The sequence below is a fragment of the Lactococcus ileimucosae genome (assembly GCF_943193185.1).
GTDB classification, from domain to species: domain Bacteria; phylum Bacillota; class Bacilli; order Lactobacillales; family Streptococcaceae; genus Lactococcus; species Lactococcus ileimucosae.
Genome location: NZ_CALPDE010000013.1, coordinates 34,799 through 55,149, shown reverse-complemented (window position 1 = coordinate 55,149; position 20,351 = coordinate 34,799). Strand labels below are relative to the sequence as shown.

The window sequence follows — 20,351 nt, the reverse complement described above, 5'->3', positions numbered from 1 at the left end:
TCCTCCATATCTCAAAAATCAATTATAGCATAAGTATAACCTTGCGACTCTAGTATTTTAAAGCAGTCTTCCATCGGAAAGAAGATTGTCTTTGTATTGTCATTTGGATGAAAAGTCATGATGTCATGCTCCTCAAGCATTTCTCGGTCAAAGTAAACGTGCATATTATCCATTTTATTATCAACCAAACCATAAATAGAAACAATACCTGATTGGAGTCCCAACATGCTTTCCAAGCGTTCTTCTGATGCAAAATGCAGGCGATTTACTCCAAGTATCTCCCCAAGTTTGTCCATTTCAACTCGCTTACTGTCATCCATAATAACCATATAGAATTGCGTGGATTTTTTATTAGCCAAAACTAAAGTTTTCGACCTACACCCTTCATGTCCTTCGATATACTTATCTGATTCCTCTGTAGAATGACTTGCTGGATGTTCAACTATTTGATATGGAATTTTTAGTTTGGTCATCAGCTCTTCTACTTCTCTAAAATTTCTCATTGACTCCTCCGAATCATAGGAAAAAGGCTACGTAAACGCAGCCTTTTACATTTTAATCCGCAACAATTGTTGTTCCTGAACCGTTTGCCAAGAAATCTTCAAGGTTTTCAAGTGAGGTAATTGTTGCAGCACGTCCTGTACGTTCTACAAAAGCCATGGCTGCTTCTACTTTTGGCTTCATTGAACCTGCAGCAAATTGTCCTTCTTTCAAGTATGCGCCAATTTCAGATAAAGTAACCTTTTCCAATTTCTTTTGATCTGGTTTGTTGTAATTGACGAAAACATTGTCAACACCTGTCAAGATAACTAGCTCGTCACCGTCAACGAGTTCTGCAAGCTTAGCTGCTGAAAAGTCTTTGTCGATAACAGCTTCTACACCTGTATATGTGCCATCTTCATTAGCAACTACAGGAATACCACCGCCGCCTGATACAGTTGTTAAAACTGCAGCATCTAATAGAGGCTTGATCGCTTCTGCTTCCACGATACGCTCAGGTTTTGGACTTGCTACAACGCGGCGATAGCCACGGCCTGAATCTTCAACAAATTTCCAATCTGGATATTGTTCCTGCATCTTATTCATCTGCACTTCATCATAAAACGGTCCAATAGGTTTTGTTGGATTTTCAAAGGCTGGGTCATTGCCATCAACAACAACGCGTGTTACCACTGAGGCCACTGGGATATGCCCCAAACCTTCCTTAAGTAGCGCCTTAGTGAAAGCCTGACTCATCCAGTAACCAATTTGTCCTTGAGTCATAGCAACTGCTGTGTCTAAAGGCATAGCTGGATTTTTTTCACTGTCTGATCCTAATTGTTGTAAGAGCAAGTTTCCAACCTGTGGTCCATTGCCATGAGTGACAATGATTTCCACATCATTGTCTTTAATAAGTGGAATCAGTTGGCTTGCTGTGACTTCCAAGGCTTCTTGTTGTGCTTTTGCTGTTGGATCATTTGTCAAAATAGCATTACCACCAAGAGCAACTACAATACGTCTAACCATAAAATATTTTCTCCTATTTCTTATATTATTTAAGCGCTTACTTTGCGCACCAAAGAATAAAATTTCTGATTAATCAAAAATTTCATCCTTTTTATTCTTAAATACCGAGCAACTCTCTTAAACCAAATTGATTGGCAAGAAGTCCATAAAGGGCAAGTAAAGCTGCAAGTGTGAATACAATGATGGCAAACCATTCTCTTGAAGAAATACTTCTATTATTTTCTCGTTTCGCACGAATATAGAGAACAAAGCCAACAACGTAGAGGATAGCGGACATCCATACAAATTCCCAACCGCTCAGATAAAGGGCAACGATTTGGAAGGCCATAGCGAAGAAACCTATTAAAATATTTCTTGGTGATTTTTCCACTAAACCAACTTTAAGCATGTAAGCACCTACTAAAGCGTAGCAGACCATGATTACAGCAGTACAAAGATACACAAATACATTATAAGCATCTGAAGCAAAGTAGGTAATGATAATAAAGAGTTGTACAAAACCTTGAGTCAACAATAATGAATTGACAGGTGCACCAGCCTTATTTTCTTTCCCAAACCATGCCGGTAAAAGTTTTTGTGAAGCCAGTTGAGAAGTTGCCTCTACTGGCAGCATTGTCCAAGACAACCAAGCACCGAGAAGTGAGATAATCAAGCCAATAGCCATCAAATTCCCGCCCCAAGGGCCAACCATTTCACGTAAGATTCCAACCATACCCGGTTGTGGTATGCTCGCCAATGTTGCTTGATCCAAATAACCATATGGCAAGAGTGAGAGCAAGATGTAGATAACTAACAGAGTAAGTAAACCAATGATGGAGGCTTTACCTGCATCTGATTTTTTCTTAGCACGGTCACCCATCATTGCAGCACCTTCAATACCAACAAAGACCCAAATCATAACCATCAAAGAATTTTGAATTTGTTCCACCAAGCCCGATGATGTCATATTTGTAAAGGATGCTGAACCATCTGCATTAATCGCTACATTTTGCCAAAAATGCTCTGTAAAAATTCCCGCTCTAAACATGACAATAGCAACAATTGCAAAAATTACGATTGGGATTAGTTTTGCAATGAGGACGATAGCATTAATAACTGCTGCCCCTTCAACACCACGAATAACAAGTGCTGTTAAAGCCCATGAGACAACCGAAACAACAATTACTGATAAGACAGTTAAAGAACCATCATCATTGGCAAAGACCCCAGGAAAGAAATAGTTAACCGAGGTCATCATCAATACAGCAAAGGCAACGTTACCTGCCCAAGCAGACAACCAATACCCCCAACCCGATAAGAAGCCGGCAAAGTCACCAAATCCTGCGCGAGCATAGTCCGAAACACCTGAAAGTTCAGGTTTATTTACTACAAGATAGTTCAAGCTCAAAACGAGCATCAAAATACCAAAACCGATAAAAAGCCATGAAATAACAACACCACCTGGTGTAGCGCCACTTGCTAAGTCGTTTGAGAGGTTGAATACCCCACCACCAATAGCTCCTGAAACGATAATGGCTACGAGGGCCATGAGCCCAATTCCTTTTTTATTTTCTACTTCCATATTACTACCTATTTTTTCATAAAGTCATATGCTTTAAAAAAGTCTTCAACACGATGAAAATATATTTGAGATCTGACCTTTTCAAAACAAGAGTTATAGAGGGAGCTTAAAATATTTTTTCCAGATTTGTGCAAACTTCCCACTGGCATCAGCGGAAGTGGAAAGTCTGTCAAATCCGGAAAAAATCAAATTCAAAACCAATTATTTGATACTTGGCACATCTGGAATGAAGAGATTACCCAAAGTTGCTGCCATGATTGCTTTAATTGAGTGCATACGGTTTTCAGCTTCCTCAAATTGACGTGCATATTTAGAGCGGAACACTTCATCAGTGACTTCCATTTCAGTCAAGCCATATTCTTCTTTGATTTCTTTACCATACTCAGTTTCAGTATCGTGGAAAGCTGGCAAGCAGTGCATGAAGATAAGTTCTTCATCTGGAGTTCCAGTCAATTTCATCATATCCATTGTAACACGGTATGGAGTGAGGAGCTCAACACGTTCTTCCCAGTTTGACTCACCCATAGATACCCATACGTCAGAGTAGATAATGTTTGCGCCTTTAACACCTGCTTCAATATCTGCAGTTGTTTCTGGTTTTGCACCTGATTCAGCTGCAAATTTGCGCGCGATTTCCATAACTTCTTCTGATGGTTGGAGTGATTCTGGTGCAACGATAGTTACACTAACGCCAAGCATTGCACCTGTTACGATGAGAGAATTGGCCATGTTGTTACGTCCATCACCGACATAAGCAAGTTTAAGACCTTTAAGGTAGCCAAATTCTTCCTTGATTGTCATATAGTCGGCAATCATTTGAGTTGGATGCCATTCGTCAGTCAAACCATTCCATACTGGAACACCTGAGTATTTTGCGAGGTCTTCCACTTCTTGTTGTGAGAAACCGCGACGTTCAATCGCATCAAACATTGAGCCCAGAACACGTGCTGTATCTTCAGTGGATTCTTTAATACCAAGTTGGATATCGTCCTTACCAAGATATTCAGGGTGCGCACCAAGGTCAATCGCTGCAGTTGTGAAAGCTGCACGTGTACGTGTAGAAGTTTTAGCAAAAAGCAATGCGATATTTTTTCCTTCTAAGTAGTGGTGCGGAATGTTATTTTTTTTCAAGGCTTTCAAATGGATAGCGAAGTCAATAAGGTATTGAATTTCTGCAGGTGTAAAATCTTTTTCTGCTAAAAATGAACGGCCTTGGAAAACTGAATTGATTTTTGGTGTTTGCATTTATTTTTCTCCTCAATTAAATATTATTTTTTGTTTTTTTGAAATAAGATTATAATGGCAGCTGCTTGGAATCTCGAGATGGAGTGAGTGTCAAGCTTATTGACAGTCCCTGTAAACCAAGCAGTTTTAAGTGAACTGTTTTAGATGTCTTCACGCCACAACGGTTGAGACATACAACGTGCTCCACCACGTCCACGTGCTAACTCACTTGAAAGAATTTCATGAACTTTGACACCATGTTCTTTGAGCAATTCGATAGTGACATAGTTACGGTCATAAGTGACAATTTCACCTGGAGCGATTGCTAATGTGTTTGAACCGTCATTCCATTGTTCACGTGGCGCAACAATAGGGTCACCATTGCCGCATTCAATCAAGTCAAGTTCTGACAAGTCTAACACTTTCTTAAGTGCAGCTTTGAGATCTGTTAAATGTTCAATTTCAACCTCACCATCTTTACCTGGACGCAAGATGAAAGCATTGATATTTCCTGAACCGTCAAAGATTCCTGGGAATACTGTAAACTGATCATGATTAATCATTGTAAACACAGTATCCAAGTGCATCATTGCGTGGTTATGTGGAATTTCAACTGCAAGTACAGTGTCAAAGGTTGACAACGGGTTTGCAAACAATTCTTTTGCTAATGCTTGAATTGTCTTAGATGAAGTACGTTCAGAAACACCAATAGCTACTGTATGTTTGTTTAATACGAGTTCATCCCCACCTTCGATACGTGTTGTATGGTTACGATCACGCCAGATTGGAGTGTCTTTAAAGCGTGGGTGATGTGCCATAACGTACTCTGTAATCAAAGATTCAGGTTGACGTGCTGGGAAAGTCATTTTATTGATGGTCATCCCTACACCCATAGATGCTTGCGGATCACGTGTAAAGTATGCGTTTGGCAATGGATTGAGGTAAAAATGATTTTCAGCATCAGAACCAGCCATGTCACTGAGCACTGTCCGTTGGAGATCCAATTCGTTTTTCCGAACACCTGCATAGATTTTATCAACCATTGCTTTTGTATCCATGCTTGTCAAATACTCTGTCAAGCCATCAAGTGTACGTCCTGGACGATAGCCAGCCTCATGTAAGAGACGTGCCAAGAAGTCTTTTTTAACACTTTCCGTTTGGAAAACATCTGCTGCAAGATCTTCGATATAAACTGTTTCCGCACCATTATCACGCAATGTTTGTGCAAAGAAATCGTGTTCCTTCTGTGCAATCTTTAGGTAAGGGATATCATCAAACAAAAGCTGATGCATTGTGTCTGGTGTGATGTTTTCTACTTCAGCACCTGGACGATGAAGGAGAACTGATTTAAGTTTCCCGATTTCTGAGTTGACATTGATTGCTTTTTCCATGAGATAAGCATCCTTTCTTATAGTAAATCTATTATTAAATTAAAAATTGTAAAAGCGCTTCCAACACCTTTATTATAGTTTAATCTTTTTTTAAATGCAAATCGAAGATTAGTATAATAATGCGCTTTCATTTTATAATTAATAATAAATATACAAAAAGAAACCAGCAATGGCGCGGTTAAGGGCAGCAAGCGGTTTCTTTTATTTTTTATTTAATTTTCTTCTTTTTTTCTAATCTGTTTACTTCTGAGTTGTCCACAAGCAGCATCAATGTCTGTACCGTGCTCTTGACGGACTACACAGTTAATTCCATTTTTCTTGAGAACATCATAAAATCGCGCCGTATCACTCTGTGTTGAGCGTTCATATCTGATGTGTTCTGCAACTGGATTATAAGGAATCAAGTTGACATAAGCAAGTTTCTTCCTTGGTTTTAGCAAATCAGCCAATTCTTGAGCAATTTCTGGCGTGTCATTTTCTCCTGAAAGCATGATATACTCATAAGTCACACGACGATTGGTCGTCTCAGTATAGTAATCAATAGCCTCAAAAAGCTTCTCTAAAGGGGCATTACGTGTAATACGCATAAAACTTGTACGTAATGCATTATTTGGTGCATGTAAAGAAATAGCCAAGTTCACTTGTAAATTTTCATTAGCAAATTCTTTAATCTTAGCAGGCATGAAACCACAAGTTGACACTGTAATATGGCGAGCCCCGATAGCCAAACCATTGTCGTCATTGATTATACGCAAAAAGTTCATCAAGTTTACATAGTTGTCAAAAGGTTCACCAATTCCCATAACAACAACATGGGATACGCGTTCATCTTGGCCTTTTTCATCAAAATATTTTTGAACCAGCATAATTTGAGCAACTATCTCTCCAGCTGTTACATCACGCTCTTTTTTCAGAATACCAGAGGCGCAAAAAGTACAGCCCATATTGCAGCCAACTTGTGTAGTTACACATACAGATAAACCATAAGATTGGCGCATCAAGACAGTTTCAATCATCATTTTGTCTGGTAACATGAAAAGGTATTTGACTGTTCCATCTTCTGACTCTTGTACGACCACTTGTTCCAAAGGATTCATGATAAAGTGCGCTTTTAGCTTCGCAATAAAATCCTTTGATAAGTTTGTCATTTCCTCAAAAGTTTGAACACGTTTTCTATAAAGCCAATCCCACACTTGTGTAGCCCGAAATTTTTTTTCACCATTTTCAATCGCCCAGTCAATCAGCTGATCACGTGTTAAGCCATAAATTGTTTGTTTTTCCATTATATCTCCGATATTTTTAGCAAATCAATCCTTATTCCATTTTTTATGCATATTATTCAATAGTTTTTTAGACATATATTAAACATCTGTCTATTTTGTTGTTTTTGAGCGTTCGCGTATTATAAAATTAGATTTAGAATGAGAAATTTTGCCATTTTTCTCATTTTCACTCACTTTACTATTGATTTTCGCTGATTTATCGCGAATCTCAAATTGTTTTTTCTCATTTTTCTTTTGTTTTTTCTGACTGTTTCGATCCTTACTTCGATTATTCCGCTGACGAAGCTTATCAAACTTTGGGTGGCGCGGCTTATCTTCAAACACACGTTCAGATGTATATGCTTCATCTTGTGAACGTACACGGCGCAAAACAAAATAGGCACAACCATAGTTACAGTATTCGTTAATATAGTCTTCTAATCGATCTATTTTATTCTCAGACTGCATTTTTTTTCTACTGGCTGAAAAGAAACCTTTTAGTCGCAGCTGTTCGAAGCCCCAATCGCCAACAATATAATCATATTTATCAAAAATATCACTGAAACGCTGTTCCAACTTTTCAGCATCAAACCCTTCACGGTAATTGTAGACCAAATGAAAAGTCTTCCCGCCTATTTTTACAATATCACCATTGGAAATCACATGCTCACCGGGAAAACGATTATAACTTAATTTTGATTCATCAACTTCTTTTGGCACGCTGTCTTCCTTTCTGTTTTTTTATTATCTCGTTTTATTTTAAACATAGTAAAAGCAAATTTGCTTGACACCACCCCTTACGGATAGTCTAGCAAAAGCACCTTCAATACTTCTGTTTGTCTCTCTTTTTATCCGGTCTCTGACTCACTGTCTCCAATCATTGGTTAAACTATGACCAGCAACTGGCTCTTATAATATTTAACCTTTAGCAAGAGGAGCTAGCTTATATTTGAACAATGAATCAAGATTTGGCACAGGACAACTTTTTGATTTTTTTCGCAAAAAAACGCTCGATTGCTGAAAATTTTTCCAGTTACGAGTGTAAATCTTTCGAGCAAATAATACACAATGAATCCATTTTACTATTATAACACAAAAAATCTCTCTCAAATCGGTAGTTTTTGAGATGCTTCATTAGTGCCCTGTAGAACCAAAGCCACCTGTACGTGTAGTCTTAACTGTTTCTTCATCACCATCAGCAACCAAGAAAGGCATAAAGACCGCTTGGACAATTCTTTCTCCCTTTTCCAAAACAACTTCTGACTCAGAGATATTTTTCATTTGGGCAAATATCTCGCCCTCATTACTTGGATTATTATAATAATCGCCGTCAATAACACCAACGGAGTTAATCAGAATCAAACCTTTTTTGCGTGGATTTGATGAACGATCGTAAAGATAGAGCACCTCTCCAGCTTGCATATAAGCTTTCAGTCCTGTTGACACTAACTTGATTTCCCCCGGCTGTATAACAAGCTTTTCGGCTACAGACAGGTCGTAACCTGCAGCTTGTTTTGTTGCGCGTACTGGCAATTCAAGTCCGGCATTTTCATATTTGCTTACAATTTCAAATCCGCGTGTTTTCATAACTCTTCCTCATTCCTTTTTTCAATTTTGGGGCCCTATTTTATGAATGGTAAAATAAGAAATACCATAAAAAGAATCACAACTGTTATCCCCGATAAAATACGATTCTGCATCGGTACAGAATTTTTAAAATACTTAGGTGGAAACACAGGCGCTAAAAGCAGTCCTCCTACTGCACCACCAACATGTGACCAAATGTTTACTGTGCTCAAATTAAACAAGTTGAAAAAGAGATTGATGGCAATGAGAACAGTAAAAGTCTTCCCAATCTGTTTAAGCAGAGGATGTCCAGTAAAAAAGCCAATTCCTGCAATCGCTGCAAAAAGACCAAAGATAGAGGTTGAAGCGCCCGCAGATAAAGAGTTTGGCGCGAAAATGAAGGTTGCCGCATTCCCAAAAATTCCTGAAAGAAGATATATCAAACTAAAATTAAGGCTGCCAAATACAGCTTCAACCTGACGGCCGATAAAAAAGAGCGTCAGAGTATTCATCAGAAAGTGCGTCCATCCAATATGAATAAAGATTGGTGTAACCAGTCGCCATAATTGAGTCGGATCAGCTAAAATCGCTGGCGGAAATAAGGCACCAGTATTAAAAAGATTGATGGCTGAAGTTGCTGCTAAACCATATCGCAAGAATTGATAAAGCCAAACCATCGTTGTTAAAAGTGATAAAATATAGGTTGCTTTATGCTTCATAAAATCTTTTTTTATTCTATCAATGTTCATAAGTAAATATTTCTCCTACGCTTATATCATGAGTTTCTGGGTTGAAGTCTTTCTGCTGAAAATCGTAACATAGACTTGCCGTTTGACCAGAAAAATGCGCCAGATAACGGTCATAATAGCCTGCTCCGAAGCCAATACGATATCCCTCCTTGTTCCAAGCCAAACCTGGGACTAAAATCAGATCAGGAACAATTGCATTTTCAGACTTAGGTTCTAGTATACCAAATTTTGTGCGTTCTAAGTTATTTTTATCGTATTTTACAAAAATCATGTGACGATTGGGTAAGGTTTTGGGTATAACTATTTGCTTCTCTCCTTGCCCAAAAAGGGGAGTCAAATCAAATTCAAATTCCTGAGGCATGTAGAGCGCAACGACTTTTGCTGTCCTCCATTGTTCAGAGCTAAGAAATTTTTCAATAATTTTCTGACTTTGGTGGCTTTTGTCGGCAGAATCAAAACTTTTCAGTAAATTTATCATCTCTTTGCGAATTAGCGCTTTCTTTTCCATACTTTATATGGTATCATAAAGCTGTAAGTTTTTTTCAAGTTAACGTTTGTGCTTTTTGTTACACGCTTTCCGACGATAAGATTTACCAAACTAAAGAAAGGATGTATTCAAATGGCACAAGGAACTGTAAAATGGTTTAACGCTACTAAAGGTTTTGGCTTCATTACAACTGAAGAAGGCAACGATGTATTTGTACACTTCTCAGCTATCCAAACTGATGGCTTCAAAACTCTTGATGAAGGCCAAAAAGTGAACTTTGATCTTGAAGAAGGCCCACGTGGACCTCAAGCAATCAACGTTACTAAATAAATTTAATTCTTGCACCCTTGAGGTGCTTTTCTTTCATTCTAAAAAGATATTCTAAAAAAGACAGATAAACTATTGTTTAATACATATAAAAAGTTTACAATGTATAAAGCAAAGAATTTAGGAATATTATGAAAGATTTAACAAAAGGAAACATTCTCAAGGGTTTAATTACCTTCACTCTTCCCCTGCTTTTAGGGAACTTTTTTCAAGTGCTCTATAATACCGCAGACACGCTGATTGTCGGTCAAACGTTAGGAAAAAACGCGCTGGCTTCAGTGGGGGCTACGGGCTCCATTAACTTTTTAATCGTTGGTTTTGCTCAGGGGATGACGGCAGGACTCACGATTATTACTGCGCAACGCTTTGGGGCCAAAAATGCCCATGCTGTTAAAAAGTCTTTTGCGACGGGACTTTATTTTACTATAGTCCTCTCACTGCTTCTCAGTATCTTGTCCGTCCTTTTTGTGGGGCAACTGCTCCAAGTCATGCAGACTCCGGCTGAGATTTACGAAGGCGCCCATACTTTTTTGAGCATTATGTTAGGTGGGCTTACAGCGACCACGTTGTATGCTTACTATTCAAATGCGCTTCGTGCCTTAGGCGACTCAAAAACACCACTCTATGCACTTATCGTTGCCAGTATTTTAAATATCGGCTTTGAGTATTTCGCTATCCTCGTTCTCCATTTAGGTTTAGCTGGAGCAAGTGCAGCCACCATTTTGGCCCAATGTATCTCTGTGCTCTATCTGGTTTTACACATTAAACGCAAAGTGCCTGAGTTACACCTTAATCGAAAACTCCTTGCTTACGATGCACAAGAAATACGTACACACGCGCGCCTGAGTATCCCCATGGGCTTTCAGTCTAGTATTATCGCTATCGGCTCTATTACGCTTCAAGTGGCGCTTAATACTATGGGAACAAATGCGGTCGCCACTCAAGCTATTGTCTCTAAGATTGATCAAATCGCCATGTTGCCGATGATGTCAATCGGACTAGCTATGGCTACCTTTGGAGCGCAAAACTATGGGGCAAAGCAATATCGCCGAATAAATCAAGGGCTTTTCCAAGCTCTCCTCATAGCTGTTTCCTGGGCAATCGGCTTCGCCATTCTTTTAGTAAGCTTGAACTACTACTTCACGACTGCCTTTATCGCACCGAGCCAAACGGCTGTTATCGATATGGCTAGACATTACTATGTTGTGAATGGTGGCTTCTATTGGCTACTTGCCATTCTCTTTGTCACGCGCTCCACACTACAAGGTTTGGGCAATGCGCGCATTCCAACGATTTGTGGTGTGGCAGAGCTAGTTATGCGTGCCGCGGTGGCTATCATCGGTGTTCATCTCTTAAATTACACCGTGATTATTTCATCCAATCCTGCTGCTTGGATGGGATCAACTGCTATTTTGATTCCTACAACCCTTCGCATGGTTCGCCGCTTTAACCGCGAAAATACACAATAAAAAATCGTTCTTCCTTGAACGATTTTTTATTAGTCTTTATCTAATTCTTGATAAAGCAGTTTTTGCGCGACTGTCGGATTGGCCTGTCCTTTGGTTGCTTTCATTAACTGACCAACCAAAGCCTTAGCTGCATTTTGCTTACCGCCACGGTAATCCGCAACAGATTGTTCATTTTTAGCAAAGACTTCATGAATGATTGGCAAGAGTACAGCTGGATCAGAGATTTGAACCAAACCGGCTTTTTTAACAAAAGCTTCTGCTGAACCACCATTTTTAGCTAATTCGAGGAAGACTTTCTTCGCAATTTTCGATGAAATAGTCCCATCTGCAATCAAACGCAACATTTCTGTAAGATTTTCTGGGGTTAATTGAATATCTTTAAGTTCCAGATGTGCGGTGTTCAAGTATTGTGCAACTTCTCCTTGAAGCCAGTTGGACACCAATTTGGCATCACCACCACATTTAACAGCTGCTTCAAAGAAGTCAGAAACCTCTTTTGAAGTTGTCAACTGGCGTGCATCATATTCACTGAGGCCCATTTCCTCTACATAACGCACACGACGCGCTGCTGCAAACTCAGGAAGTTCTGCACGGACTTCGTCAATCCAAGCTTCAGAAATTTCAATACGTGGCAAATCTGGCTCAGGGAAATAACGATAATCAGAAGCCCCTTCTTTCACACGCATCAAGATCGTTTCACCTGTTTTATCATCAAAACGGCGTGTTTCTTGACGAATTTCACCGCCAGCACGAAGAATCTTCGCTTGACGTTCAATTTCAAAGGCTAGGGCTTTCTTCACATTACTGAAAGAGTTCATGTTCTTCACTTCTGTTTTAACACCAAACTCTTCTTGACCATAAGGACGCAATGAAATATTGGCATCACAACGCATGGAGCCTTCTTCCATCTTCACGTCAGAAATACCTGTGTAAAGAATCAATTCACGTAGGGCGGTCAAATAAGCATAAGCTTCGTCTGCGCTGCGCATATCTGGCTCAGAGACGATCTCAATCAATGGCACTCCTTGACGGTTCAAGTCCACATAAGAGTAACCGTCTGTTCCGTGCATATTTTTACCCGCATCTTCTTCAATATGTGCCCGCTCAATACGAACAGTGGATTTCGTACCGTCTTCAAGTTCAATTTCAATAGAGCCATTGTAGCCAATAGGTTCATCTGCTTGTGAAATTTGGTAAGCTTTAGGATTATCAGGGTAAAAATAATTTTTACGATCAAAATGCATACTCTTTTGAATTGACATATTCATCGCAAGAGAAGCCTTCATCCCTGCAACGACAACGCCTTTATTCAAAGTCGGTAAAACACCTGGCATGGCCCAATCAATAACATTGGTATTCACATTTGGTTCAGAGCCAAATTCAGCTGGAGTTGGGCTGTAAATTTTTGAGTTTGTGTTTAACTCAACGTGGACTTCAAGTCCAATGACTGCTTCAAAGTTCATCTTATTTTCCCCCTCCTTCTGTAAAAATCATTGGTTTTTTCTTGTGATGATCTGTCGTTGCTTCAAAAGCTGCCGCGACTTGATAAATTGTTTCTTCATCGTAGCGTTTACCGATTAATTGCATCCCCACAGGTAGACCTTCAACATAGCCCGCCGGAATCGAAATCCCTGGCAAACCCGCAAGGTTGACTGGAATTGTTAGGATATCGGAGAGATACATTTGAACAGGATCTTTTGATTTTTCATCAAAGCCAAAGGCAACTGTTGGTGCTGTTGGACCAAGAATCAAGTCATAATCGGCAAATACTTTATTAAAGTCTTCAATAATCAGTGTACGCACTTGTCCAGCCTTTTTAAAGTGCTTATCATAGGCACCGGCAGAAAGACTAAATGTTCCCAGCATGATACGGCGTTTGACCTCATCACCAAAGCCTTCTGAACGTGATTTCACATAGAGGTCTTCAAGATTTTCAATATTTTCTGCACGATAACCGTAGCGAATACCATCAAAACGTTGGAGGTTTGAGCTGGCTTCTGAAGAAGCGATAATATAATAAACAGCTACCCCATACTTGCTATGTGGCAAACTTACCTCTTCAACGATAGCGCCTAGAGATTCCAAGTGTTTCGCTGCAGCCATAATCTGTTCTTTGACCGCTGGATCAATGCCTTCGCCAAAGTATTCTTTAGGCAGAGCAATCTTCATTCCCTTGATGTCTTTCCCAATTTTTGAGGTGAAATCAGGTACAGCAAGCTCTGAACTTGTAGCATCCTTGGCATCACTACCTGAGATAACATTTAAAAGCTGTGCATTTTCTTCCACAGTAGCTGAAAATGGTCCAATTTGGTCAAGTGAGCTAGAAAAAGCAATCAAGCCATAGCGAGAAACGCGTCCGTAAGTTGGTTTCAGACCCACAATACCACTGAAAGAAGCCGGCTGACGAATCGAACCGCCTGTATCTGAACCTAACGACAGACGGACCTGTCCACTCGCAACAGCGCTGGCTGATCCTGAAGATGAGCCTCCTGGAACCTTTGTCTGGTCCCACGCATTACGCGTCGGTTTTACAAAGGATGTTTCCCCTGAGCCCCCCATTGCAAATTCATCCATGTTTGCTTTACCAATAATAACCATGCCATTATCATAAAGCTTTTCGACAACAGTCGCATCATAAGGTGGAATAAATCCTGATAAAATCTTGCTTGCTGCAGTCGTTTCAATATTTTTAGTCACAATATTGTCTTTAACCGCTAATGGAATACCGTCTGTGAGTTTTGCTGCATCAATCCCACGCGCATCAATGGCTGCGGCTTGTGCTAGTGCTTCTTCATCTAAGACAGAAATAAAACTGCCCATTGCTGCTTCACGTGCATGCACATCATCCAATGTCGCGCGTGTCAAATCCACAGCAGATATTTCCTTTTTGACCAAGAGGTCATGCAATTCTTTAATTGTTTTATCATTCAATATCATTATGCATCACCTCCATCAGTCAACATCGCAGGTACCTTAATATAACCATCTTGCTTCATAGGCACATTGCGCATTAACTCCTCACGATCATCACCTGGTACAGCAATATCTTCACGCATACGGTTTAAATTATCCGCAACGCTCATCGTAAACTCTACATTTTCCGTATCTACTTCCTCTAACTGTTCAACCATGTCAATGATTTTACCCAACTGATTTGTTACGGCATCAATTTCATCTTCCTCAAATTTGAGCTTTGACAATGCTGCCACATGCTCCACTTGCTCTTTTGTAATCTTGCTCATGTTATTTTCCCTAACTATTAAAGATTTTCATTCTCAATTATAGCAAAATTCTAAAAAAACTGATACAGCTAGGCTTTACTGCCCATTTTCACAATACTTTATAAAATAATTTTCACTTCACAGCTGCCCTGTTAAAAAGCAAGCCATGATAAAAAAGACTGTACTGATGGGCAATAAATTGTAAAAAAAGGAACCGCTTTCCTGCGGTTCCTTTTCAGATATTTGGGATAAGCTTCTTCCCCAAATTTTCTCTAACTGTAAACTGTCTTTAGAAATTACGACCTTCAAGTTTTGTAAAGAGTCCTTGATTCAGAACTTTAAGATAAGTTCCTTTCATACCTAACGAACGACTTTCAATAACACCTGCAGATTCAAGCTTACGGAGTGCGTTAACAATAACTGAACGAGTGATACCAATCTTATCAGCAATTACTGATGCAATAACATGCCCTTCTTCACCATCAAGTTCTTCAAGGATCGCTTTAACCGCTTTCATCTCTGAATAAGAAAGGGTGTTAACAGCCATATTCGCCATAGTATCTTTACGAATATTCTCTTCCATTTGTTCAAGCTTAAGGTTAGAAAGTTGAACGCCGATAACTGTTGTTGCAAGTTCTGCAAGAACAAGGTCATCGTCATCAAATTTTCCGTCTGTACGCCAAAGGATAAATGTTCCCAAGCGCATACCACTACCGTAGATAGGGGCACATGTTGTCAATCCATTAGGGTATTCTCCTAAAAGTTCTGCAGGAAATATCGACAATGGCTCATTGATTGTGATGTTTGCTAATGTATCATAAATACGAATAGCCGCACGTGCATAATCTTCTGGCAAACGCTTTTCTGCATAGAAAAGTTCATTAACACGGTCATTGTTAACTTCATAGGGTAGTGAAAAGCCCAAAAGTTTTCCTTTTGTGTCAATAATACAAGCATTACAGTCGATAACGTTGGCTAAACGCTCCGTCATGTTGTCATAAGGTAAATCCTGCTTTAGGTCAGTCACACCATCTTGCAGAACTGACGTAATTTTGCGGGTTTTTTCTAATAATGTAGCCACGGTTTTCTCCTATTATATTATTTTCTATATAAACTCTTAACAGATTATAGCACAAAAAAATTCAAAAAACAATAGCAATAGTCAGAAAATTCGCTTTTTTCATTATAATAAAAGAAGACATACAATATGTACATCTTATTTCTTTTTATATACAGAAAATTGACTAACATTACTAATTTCTACTTTTTCATATAAATCTTGAAGCGTTCTCTGCACTGAATCTGAGAGTTCTTGCCCACTTTGAACAATAACATACTTATTCTCCGCATTTGCAAAGACTAAATCAAAATTCTGATGAAAGCCTATAGGGTAGTAACTTGGGGAAACACCTAGACTTGCGACACGCTGTGCCCGCAGATTAATATTCTTATCCGCTGCTATAGCTAAAACCCTATCATCCCTTGTAGTATCGGCCTTCACATGTTGGGCAACTTGTTGTTCTTCGGAGAAGACTTGACGATTCATCCATTGTGAAACAAAAGGTGCACCTATGACAAAGAATAGAGCCAAAATTGGGGCAAAGAGTTTTGCTTTCATGTATTGTTGCAAAACATTTCGACGTTGGTTTACAGCATCCTGTAGTGTGTCACTGACAAAGAGCAGGAGTAAAGGCAAGAGAGCCAGAAGATTTGAACTTTCGAACACCGGGGAGAAAAGCACAAAAAACAAGACGGCAACTGAACCAATCAGCTGTAAAACTTGCCAAACAAAGGTTTGGCCTGATTTTTTAATATTTAATATACCATGAACAAAATTAGCTGCTAAACCAAATACCAACAGAAAGACAATTGATTTTAAAAGAGACATCCATAGATTCGCTGTAAAACCTAAGCTGGTAAGAGGAATGATGATGGACTGCTCAATTGAGGTGTAAAGAACTTGCGCATTTAAAGCATAGAAAGCTACCGTATATCCTACCAACAAGACACCAAATAAAGTTGCCAGCAGCTGATAGAAGCCACGCCCGATTCTCTTGTTCTTAATATTAAAGATGAATAAAGCCAATGCTGAAAGCAACCACAGAACGGTCATAACTGGTGATATAACCAGAGCGAAGGCACCGCTCATCCCAAAAAAGATAAAAGCCTCATCACGAACATCTTGACGCAGATAGCGGTCTAAAAACTGTAAGGCCCACAAAGCAAAAGGCAGAGCCAACAAGGTTGGTGATGTCCCCCCCTGAGCCAAACCTGCAATTGAAACCAAGGTAAACCCTGCGGTAATACGCGCAGCCAAACGACTGTGGGTCCGCTGTAAAATCAAACGATAAACTTGCACACCACTTACAAATAGAGCGAAGAGTTGAAAAAAGTAGAGCAACCACGTGGTTTGACCGAAATGCCCAATCCAATTAATCACGTAAAAGACCAAACCTCCAGCACCCCAGAAATCATTATAAGGAACCAGGCCTGACTGCATAGCCATTCCTGAATAAAGGTATTGAGATTGTACTCCAACAGGTTGGAAATTAAAAAGCGGTAGGGCATAAAAGGTCAAGCTGAGAGCAAAAGAAACTAAGGCAATAAAAAACCAGTCAGCCGCTAAAATTCTCGGTGCCTTTTCTCTTGTTCGTGTAAGACCTCCTTCTGCCTTGTCACGCCGTGAATATGAACCAGTGGTTTCAACAGAGTCATCAAACGCCTCCTCACTCTCAAATCCTTCGAGTTCTTCGGAGTGCGCCATTACTTTTGTTTGTTCATGCCTCAATGTGCGTGAACCATATCTTTTTTTCATGATTATTTCCTTCAACGCGTAATTACTAAATTATAACAAATTTTCCCAAACTACTCAATCTTCCTTGGAGGAACAAAATCAAAATCCATGATATTAATGTAGCAATACAAGAAAAAAAGGGCTTCCCTCCCTTTTTATCAATAAACTTCGTCGTCTTGATTTTCCATGAAATTATTGAACACTTCTTCAATCATATCCCATTCAGCATCAGATTCTTCAGCAATAGGCTGTAAATCTCCTTCAGTACCGTCTTCATTTTGTGTAAATGAATAGGCTTGAATTTCAACTTCACCATTGTCATCCTCTGCGCCATCAACAGGCATAACGAGAACGTAATTCTTTCCAAACTCTTCTTGACCATCGATAGTAATCAAGATTTCAAAAAGACTTTCATTCCCATTATCATCAATAAGAGTGATGAAACGTTCTTCGTTTTCGTGGTCATGTGTATGTTCTGACATAATACTTCCTATCTTTTAAAATAATTTATGGGCATCAAGATAGTTTTGCAATATCAAGACTGCCGCAAGTTTATCAATTGATTTTTTACGGTCCTTACGACGGACACCACCATCAATCAATACTTTTTCTGCCTGCATAGTTGTCAAACGCTCGTCTTGGTACTCTACGGGTACACCAAACTTTGAAGCAATTTTTTCGCCATAAGTTCTGGATGCTTCAGCTCGAACACCTTCATCATTATTCATATGCTTGGGTAAGCCAAGGACAAATTTCGAAGGTTTGTACTCCTTAACCAGTTCTGCTAAGCGCTCAAAACCAAATTCCTCTGATTCACTATCAATCTTTATTGTCTCAACAGGTTGAGCTGTCATCCCAAGTAAATCGCTGACTGCAACACCAACGGTTTTTGTACCAACATCAAGCCCTAAAATTCTGCTGTACATTAGAGTTGTACACCGTGTGCTTTTAGGTATTCTTTAATCAATTCTTCGACAATATCATCACGGTCAAAACGACGAATCTTGTTACGCGCATCGTCGTGACGTGGAATATAAGCTGGATCTCCTGACAAAACATAACCTACCATCTGATTGATAGGATTGTAACCTTTAGCGTCAAGTGCACGATAGACATTTACAAGTGTTTCGCCGATTTCTTTTTTACTTGAATCATCAAATTCAAAGCGGACTGTTTCATCTGTAAAACTCATGGTATGTACCTCCTTTGGGATAGGTTCAAGCAAATTGCTTAAAAATCCTTTTAATTAACTTTTCCTAATAATGCTCCTTAATTATACACCATTTCCAGCGCGAATTCAATCTATTTCAACTCCTTACTTGTCTGGAACACTAATATCTTTAGTTTTTTATCAATTTACTGCAAGATAGAAGATTCTTATGTGACAGGCCGTCACGGTAAACTATTCCCTGCAGCCATGTACAAATCATACCACTCATCATGGCTTAAAACAATGTCGCTTGCTTCCGTGACTTCTTTAATACGACTCTCCGTCATCGTTCCAATTATTGTTTGCATATTTGCCGGATGACGATTAATCCAAGCGATGGCAATTCCTGACGGTGTCACGTCATATTTTTCAGCATAAAATTTTAGTTTTTGGTTTAATTCGGGAAATTTTTCATTGTCTACAAACGGACCGTCAAAGAAACCGTATTGGAAAGGCGACCATGCTTGAATGGTCATTTTATTTATACGCGAATATTCTAGTACTGAGCCATCTTGCATATGGCTGGCCTGATTTGGAATATTTACATTCAATCCTGCGTCAATCATTTCCGTATGCTTCAAACCAAATTGCAGCTGGTTGAAATATAGGGGCTGCTTAACTGCCGTTTTAAGAAGTTCAATCTGCATCGGGTTTTGATTGGAAACGCCAAAATAACGTACTTTTCCTGATTTTTCTAGCTCATAAAAAGCCGCTGCAACTTCTTCTGGCTCCATTAGAGTATCCGGACGATGCAGAAGTAATGTATCCAAATAATCTGTCTTAAGGCGCTGCAGCGAGCCTTCTACAGATCTAAGAATATGCTCTTTTGAAAAATCATAAGCCACTCCTGGACGAATCGAACATTTGGATTGAAGATAGATGTCCTCACGTCGAATCGATGTTTGTGCTAAAGCTTCTGCAAACACTGTCTCGCACTGACCTGCTCCGTAAATATCTGCGTGATCAAAAAAGTTAATACCATTTTCATACGCTGTCTCAATGACTTTTACAGGGTTCTTTCCTTGCTCTATGATACGCATACACCCCAAGATAACCTGCGATGCTTGCATAGCCGCAATTTGAATTTTTTTCATCAACAAAAGCTCCTCTTTATTTTACAATAGATTCATTATAGCACAATAAAAGTAAACGCTTAACTTTAAGTTGTTTTTATTGCCACACCTTTTGATTGAGCAAAGGGAGGGTACACAGAAGTGCAGCAAATCATAACTTCTCCCTCTTTCTACAAACCACGTTTTCAGATGAAAAATAAGAAATCCGTCAAGGACAACTTTTATACACTTTGTTGTGACTCTTTTTTTAGCCAACACTACTGCAGAATTGAGTTGGAAGAACTAAAAAAACCTGCCATCAGGCAGGAATATTTTTTTTACAATTAAACTGTAAGTGAAGCACGTCCTTTACGACGACGAGCTGCAAGTACACGACGTCCGTTTTTAGTTGCCATGCGTGCACGGAATCCGTGAGTAGTCTTACGAGGTTTTTTATGCGGTTGGTAAGTACGTTTCATTTATTAAATCCCTGGGCTACTTCACTTGGGAAAGTAGCTCCACCGTTCTTGCG

At 39.4% G+C, this 20,351-nt stretch carries 22 protein-coding genes; 2 read left to right on the top strand and 20 right to left on the bottom strand.

What is annotated here, in order from left to right; translation table 11 throughout:
* Positions 1 to 11: 11 nt before the first annotated feature.
* From NFR51_RS07005 to NFR51_RS06960, 10 genes are all read right to left on the bottom strand, one after another.
* Entirely contained in the window at positions 12 to 503 is a 492-nt protein-coding gene (locus NFR51_RS07005) for a prolyl-tRNA synthetase associated domain-containing protein (protein WP_251713007.1), read from the bottom strand.
* 52 nt (positions 504 to 555) lie between these two features.
* Positions 556 to 1,506, bottom strand: a complete 951-nt coding sequence (gene arcC, locus NFR51_RS07000) for a carbamate kinase (protein ID WP_251713006.1) — start codon at positions 1,504 to 1,506, stop codon at positions 556 to 558.
* Between the two features lie 97 nt (positions 1,507 to 1,603).
* The gene (locus NFR51_RS06995) at positions 1,604 to 3,067 is read right to left on the bottom strand and encodes a basic amino acid/polyamine antiporter (RefSeq protein ID WP_251713005.1); all 1,464 of its coding nucleotides are present in this window, start codon (positions 3,065 to 3,067) and stop codon (positions 1,604 to 1,606) included.
* A gap of 201 nt (positions 3,068 to 3,268) precedes the next feature.
* The gene (gene argF, locus NFR51_RS06990) at positions 3,269 to 4,312 is read right to left on the bottom strand and encodes an ornithine carbamoyltransferase (RefSeq protein WP_251713004.1); all 1,044 of its coding nucleotides are present in this window, start codon (positions 4,310 to 4,312) and stop codon (positions 3,269 to 3,271) included.
* A gap of 140 nt (positions 4,313 to 4,452) precedes the next feature.
* Entirely contained in the window at positions 4,453 to 5,682 is a 1,230-nt protein-coding gene (gene arcA, locus NFR51_RS06985) for an arginine deiminase (RefSeq protein WP_202229624.1), read from the bottom strand.
* Positions 5,683 to 5,894: 212 nt separating this feature from the next.
* Complete coding sequence (gene rlmN / locus NFR51_RS06980; RefSeq protein WP_251713003.1) at positions 5,895 to 6,965, bottom strand: dual-specificity RNA methyltransferase RlmN; 1,071 nt, start codon at positions 6,963 to 6,965, stop codon at positions 5,895 to 5,897.
* A gap of 90 nt (positions 6,966 to 7,055) precedes the next feature.
* Positions 7,056 to 7,664, bottom strand: coding sequence for a YutD family protein (locus NFR51_RS06975; RefSeq protein ID WP_251713002.1), 609 nt, complete (start codon positions 7,662 to 7,664; stop codon positions 7,056 to 7,058).
* A gap of 414 nt (positions 7,665 to 8,078) precedes the next feature.
* A complete protein-coding gene (locus NFR51_RS06970) occupies positions 8,079 to 8,531 on the bottom strand; it encodes a dUTP diphosphatase (RefSeq protein ID WP_251713001.1) in 453 nt (150 codons plus the stop codon).
* A gap of 35 nt (positions 8,532 to 8,566) precedes the next feature.
* Positions 8,567 to 9,259 (bottom strand): rhomboid family intramembrane serine protease, encoded by a 693-nt coding sequence (locus NFR51_RS06965; protein ID WP_251713000.1) that lies wholly within the window; start codon positions 9,257 to 9,259, stop codon positions 8,567 to 8,569.
* Positions 9,249 to 9,767 (bottom strand): 5-formyltetrahydrofolate cyclo-ligase, encoded by a 519-nt coding sequence (locus tag NFR51_RS06960; RefSeq protein ID WP_251712999.1) that lies wholly within the window; start codon positions 9,765 to 9,767, stop codon positions 9,249 to 9,251. Before NFR51_RS06960 ends, NFR51_RS06965 begins: the two co-directional genes overlap by 11 nt.
* Before the next feature lie 111 nt (positions 9,768 to 9,878).
* Between NFR51_RS06960 and NFR51_RS06955 the strand changes: the two genes are divergently transcribed.
* Together NFR51_RS06955 and NFR51_RS06950 are read left to right on the top strand one after the other, a co-directional pair.
* The gene (locus tag NFR51_RS06955; protein WP_003135240.1) at positions 9,879 to 10,076 is read left to right on the top strand and encodes a cold-shock protein; all 198 of its coding nucleotides are present in this window, start codon (positions 9,879 to 9,881) and stop codon (positions 10,074 to 10,076) included.
* Between the two features lie 128 nt (positions 10,077 to 10,204).
* Complete coding sequence (locus tag NFR51_RS06950; protein WP_251712998.1) at positions 10,205 to 11,542, top strand: MATE family efflux transporter; 1,338 nt, start codon at positions 10,205 to 10,207, stop codon at positions 11,540 to 11,542.
* Positions 11,543 to 11,571: 29 nt separating this feature from the next.
* Here the strand turns inward: NFR51_RS06950 and gatB are convergent, their stop codons facing one another.
* The 10 genes from gatB to rpmH form a co-directional block, all read right to left on the bottom strand.
* A complete protein-coding gene (gene gatB / locus NFR51_RS06945; RefSeq protein WP_251712997.1) occupies positions 11,572 to 13,005 on the bottom strand; it encodes an Asp-tRNA(Asn)/Glu-tRNA(Gln) amidotransferase subunit GatB in 1,434 nt (477 codons plus the stop codon).
* Between the two features lies 1 nt (position 13,006).
* Entirely contained in the window at positions 13,007 to 14,479 is a 1,473-nt protein-coding gene (gatA, locus tag NFR51_RS06940) for an Asp-tRNA(Asn)/Glu-tRNA(Gln) amidotransferase subunit GatA (protein ID WP_251712996.1), read from the bottom strand.
* Positions 14,479 to 14,784, bottom strand: coding sequence for an Asp-tRNA(Asn)/Glu-tRNA(Gln) amidotransferase subunit GatC (gene gatC, locus NFR51_RS06935; RefSeq protein ID WP_251712995.1), 306 nt, complete (start codon positions 14,782 to 14,784; stop codon positions 14,479 to 14,481). The genes gatA and gatC overlap by 1 nt, the downstream gene beginning before the upstream one ends.
* 268 nt (positions 14,785 to 15,052) lie before the next feature.
* Entirely contained in the window at positions 15,053 to 15,844 is a 792-nt protein-coding gene (gene codY, locus NFR51_RS06930) for a GTP-sensing pleiotropic transcriptional regulator CodY (RefSeq protein WP_251712994.1), read from the bottom strand.
* Between the two features lie 135 nt (positions 15,845 to 15,979).
* Positions 15,980 to 17,527 carry a glycosyltransferase family protein gene (locus NFR51_RS06925; protein ID WP_439108858.1) on the bottom strand — a complete coding sequence of 516 codons (1,548 nt, stop codon included), beginning with the start codon at positions 17,525 to 17,527 and terminating at the stop codon, positions 15,980 to 15,982.
* Positions 17,528 to 17,715: 188 nt separating this feature from the next.
* Positions 17,716 to 18,039, bottom strand: a complete 324-nt coding sequence (locus tag NFR51_RS06920) for a DUF1292 domain-containing protein (protein WP_251712992.1) — start codon at positions 18,037 to 18,039, stop codon at positions 17,716 to 17,718.
* Between the two features lie 15 nt (positions 18,040 to 18,054).
* Positions 18,055 to 18,483 (bottom strand): Holliday junction resolvase RuvX, encoded by a 429-nt coding sequence (gene ruvX, locus NFR51_RS06915; protein WP_251712991.1) that lies wholly within the window; start codon positions 18,481 to 18,483, stop codon positions 18,055 to 18,057.
* Entirely contained in the window at positions 18,483 to 18,749 is a 267-nt protein-coding gene (locus tag NFR51_RS06910; protein ID WP_003133629.1) for an IreB family regulatory phosphoprotein, read from the bottom strand. The genes ruvX and NFR51_RS06910 overlap by 1 nt, the downstream gene beginning before the upstream one ends.
* A gap of 200 nt (positions 18,750 to 18,949) precedes the next feature.
* Entirely contained in the window at positions 18,950 to 19,861 is a 912-nt protein-coding gene (locus NFR51_RS06905; RefSeq protein ID WP_251712990.1) for an aldo/keto reductase, read from the bottom strand.
* 302 nt (positions 19,862 to 20,163) lie between these two features.
* Positions 20,164 to 20,298 carry a 50S ribosomal protein L34 gene (gene rpmH, locus NFR51_RS06900; RefSeq protein ID WP_003135255.1) on the bottom strand — a complete coding sequence of 45 codons (135 nt, stop codon included), beginning with the start codon at positions 20,296 to 20,298 and terminating at the stop codon, positions 20,164 to 20,166.
* Between the last annotated feature and the right edge of the window lie 53 nt (positions 20,299 to 20,351).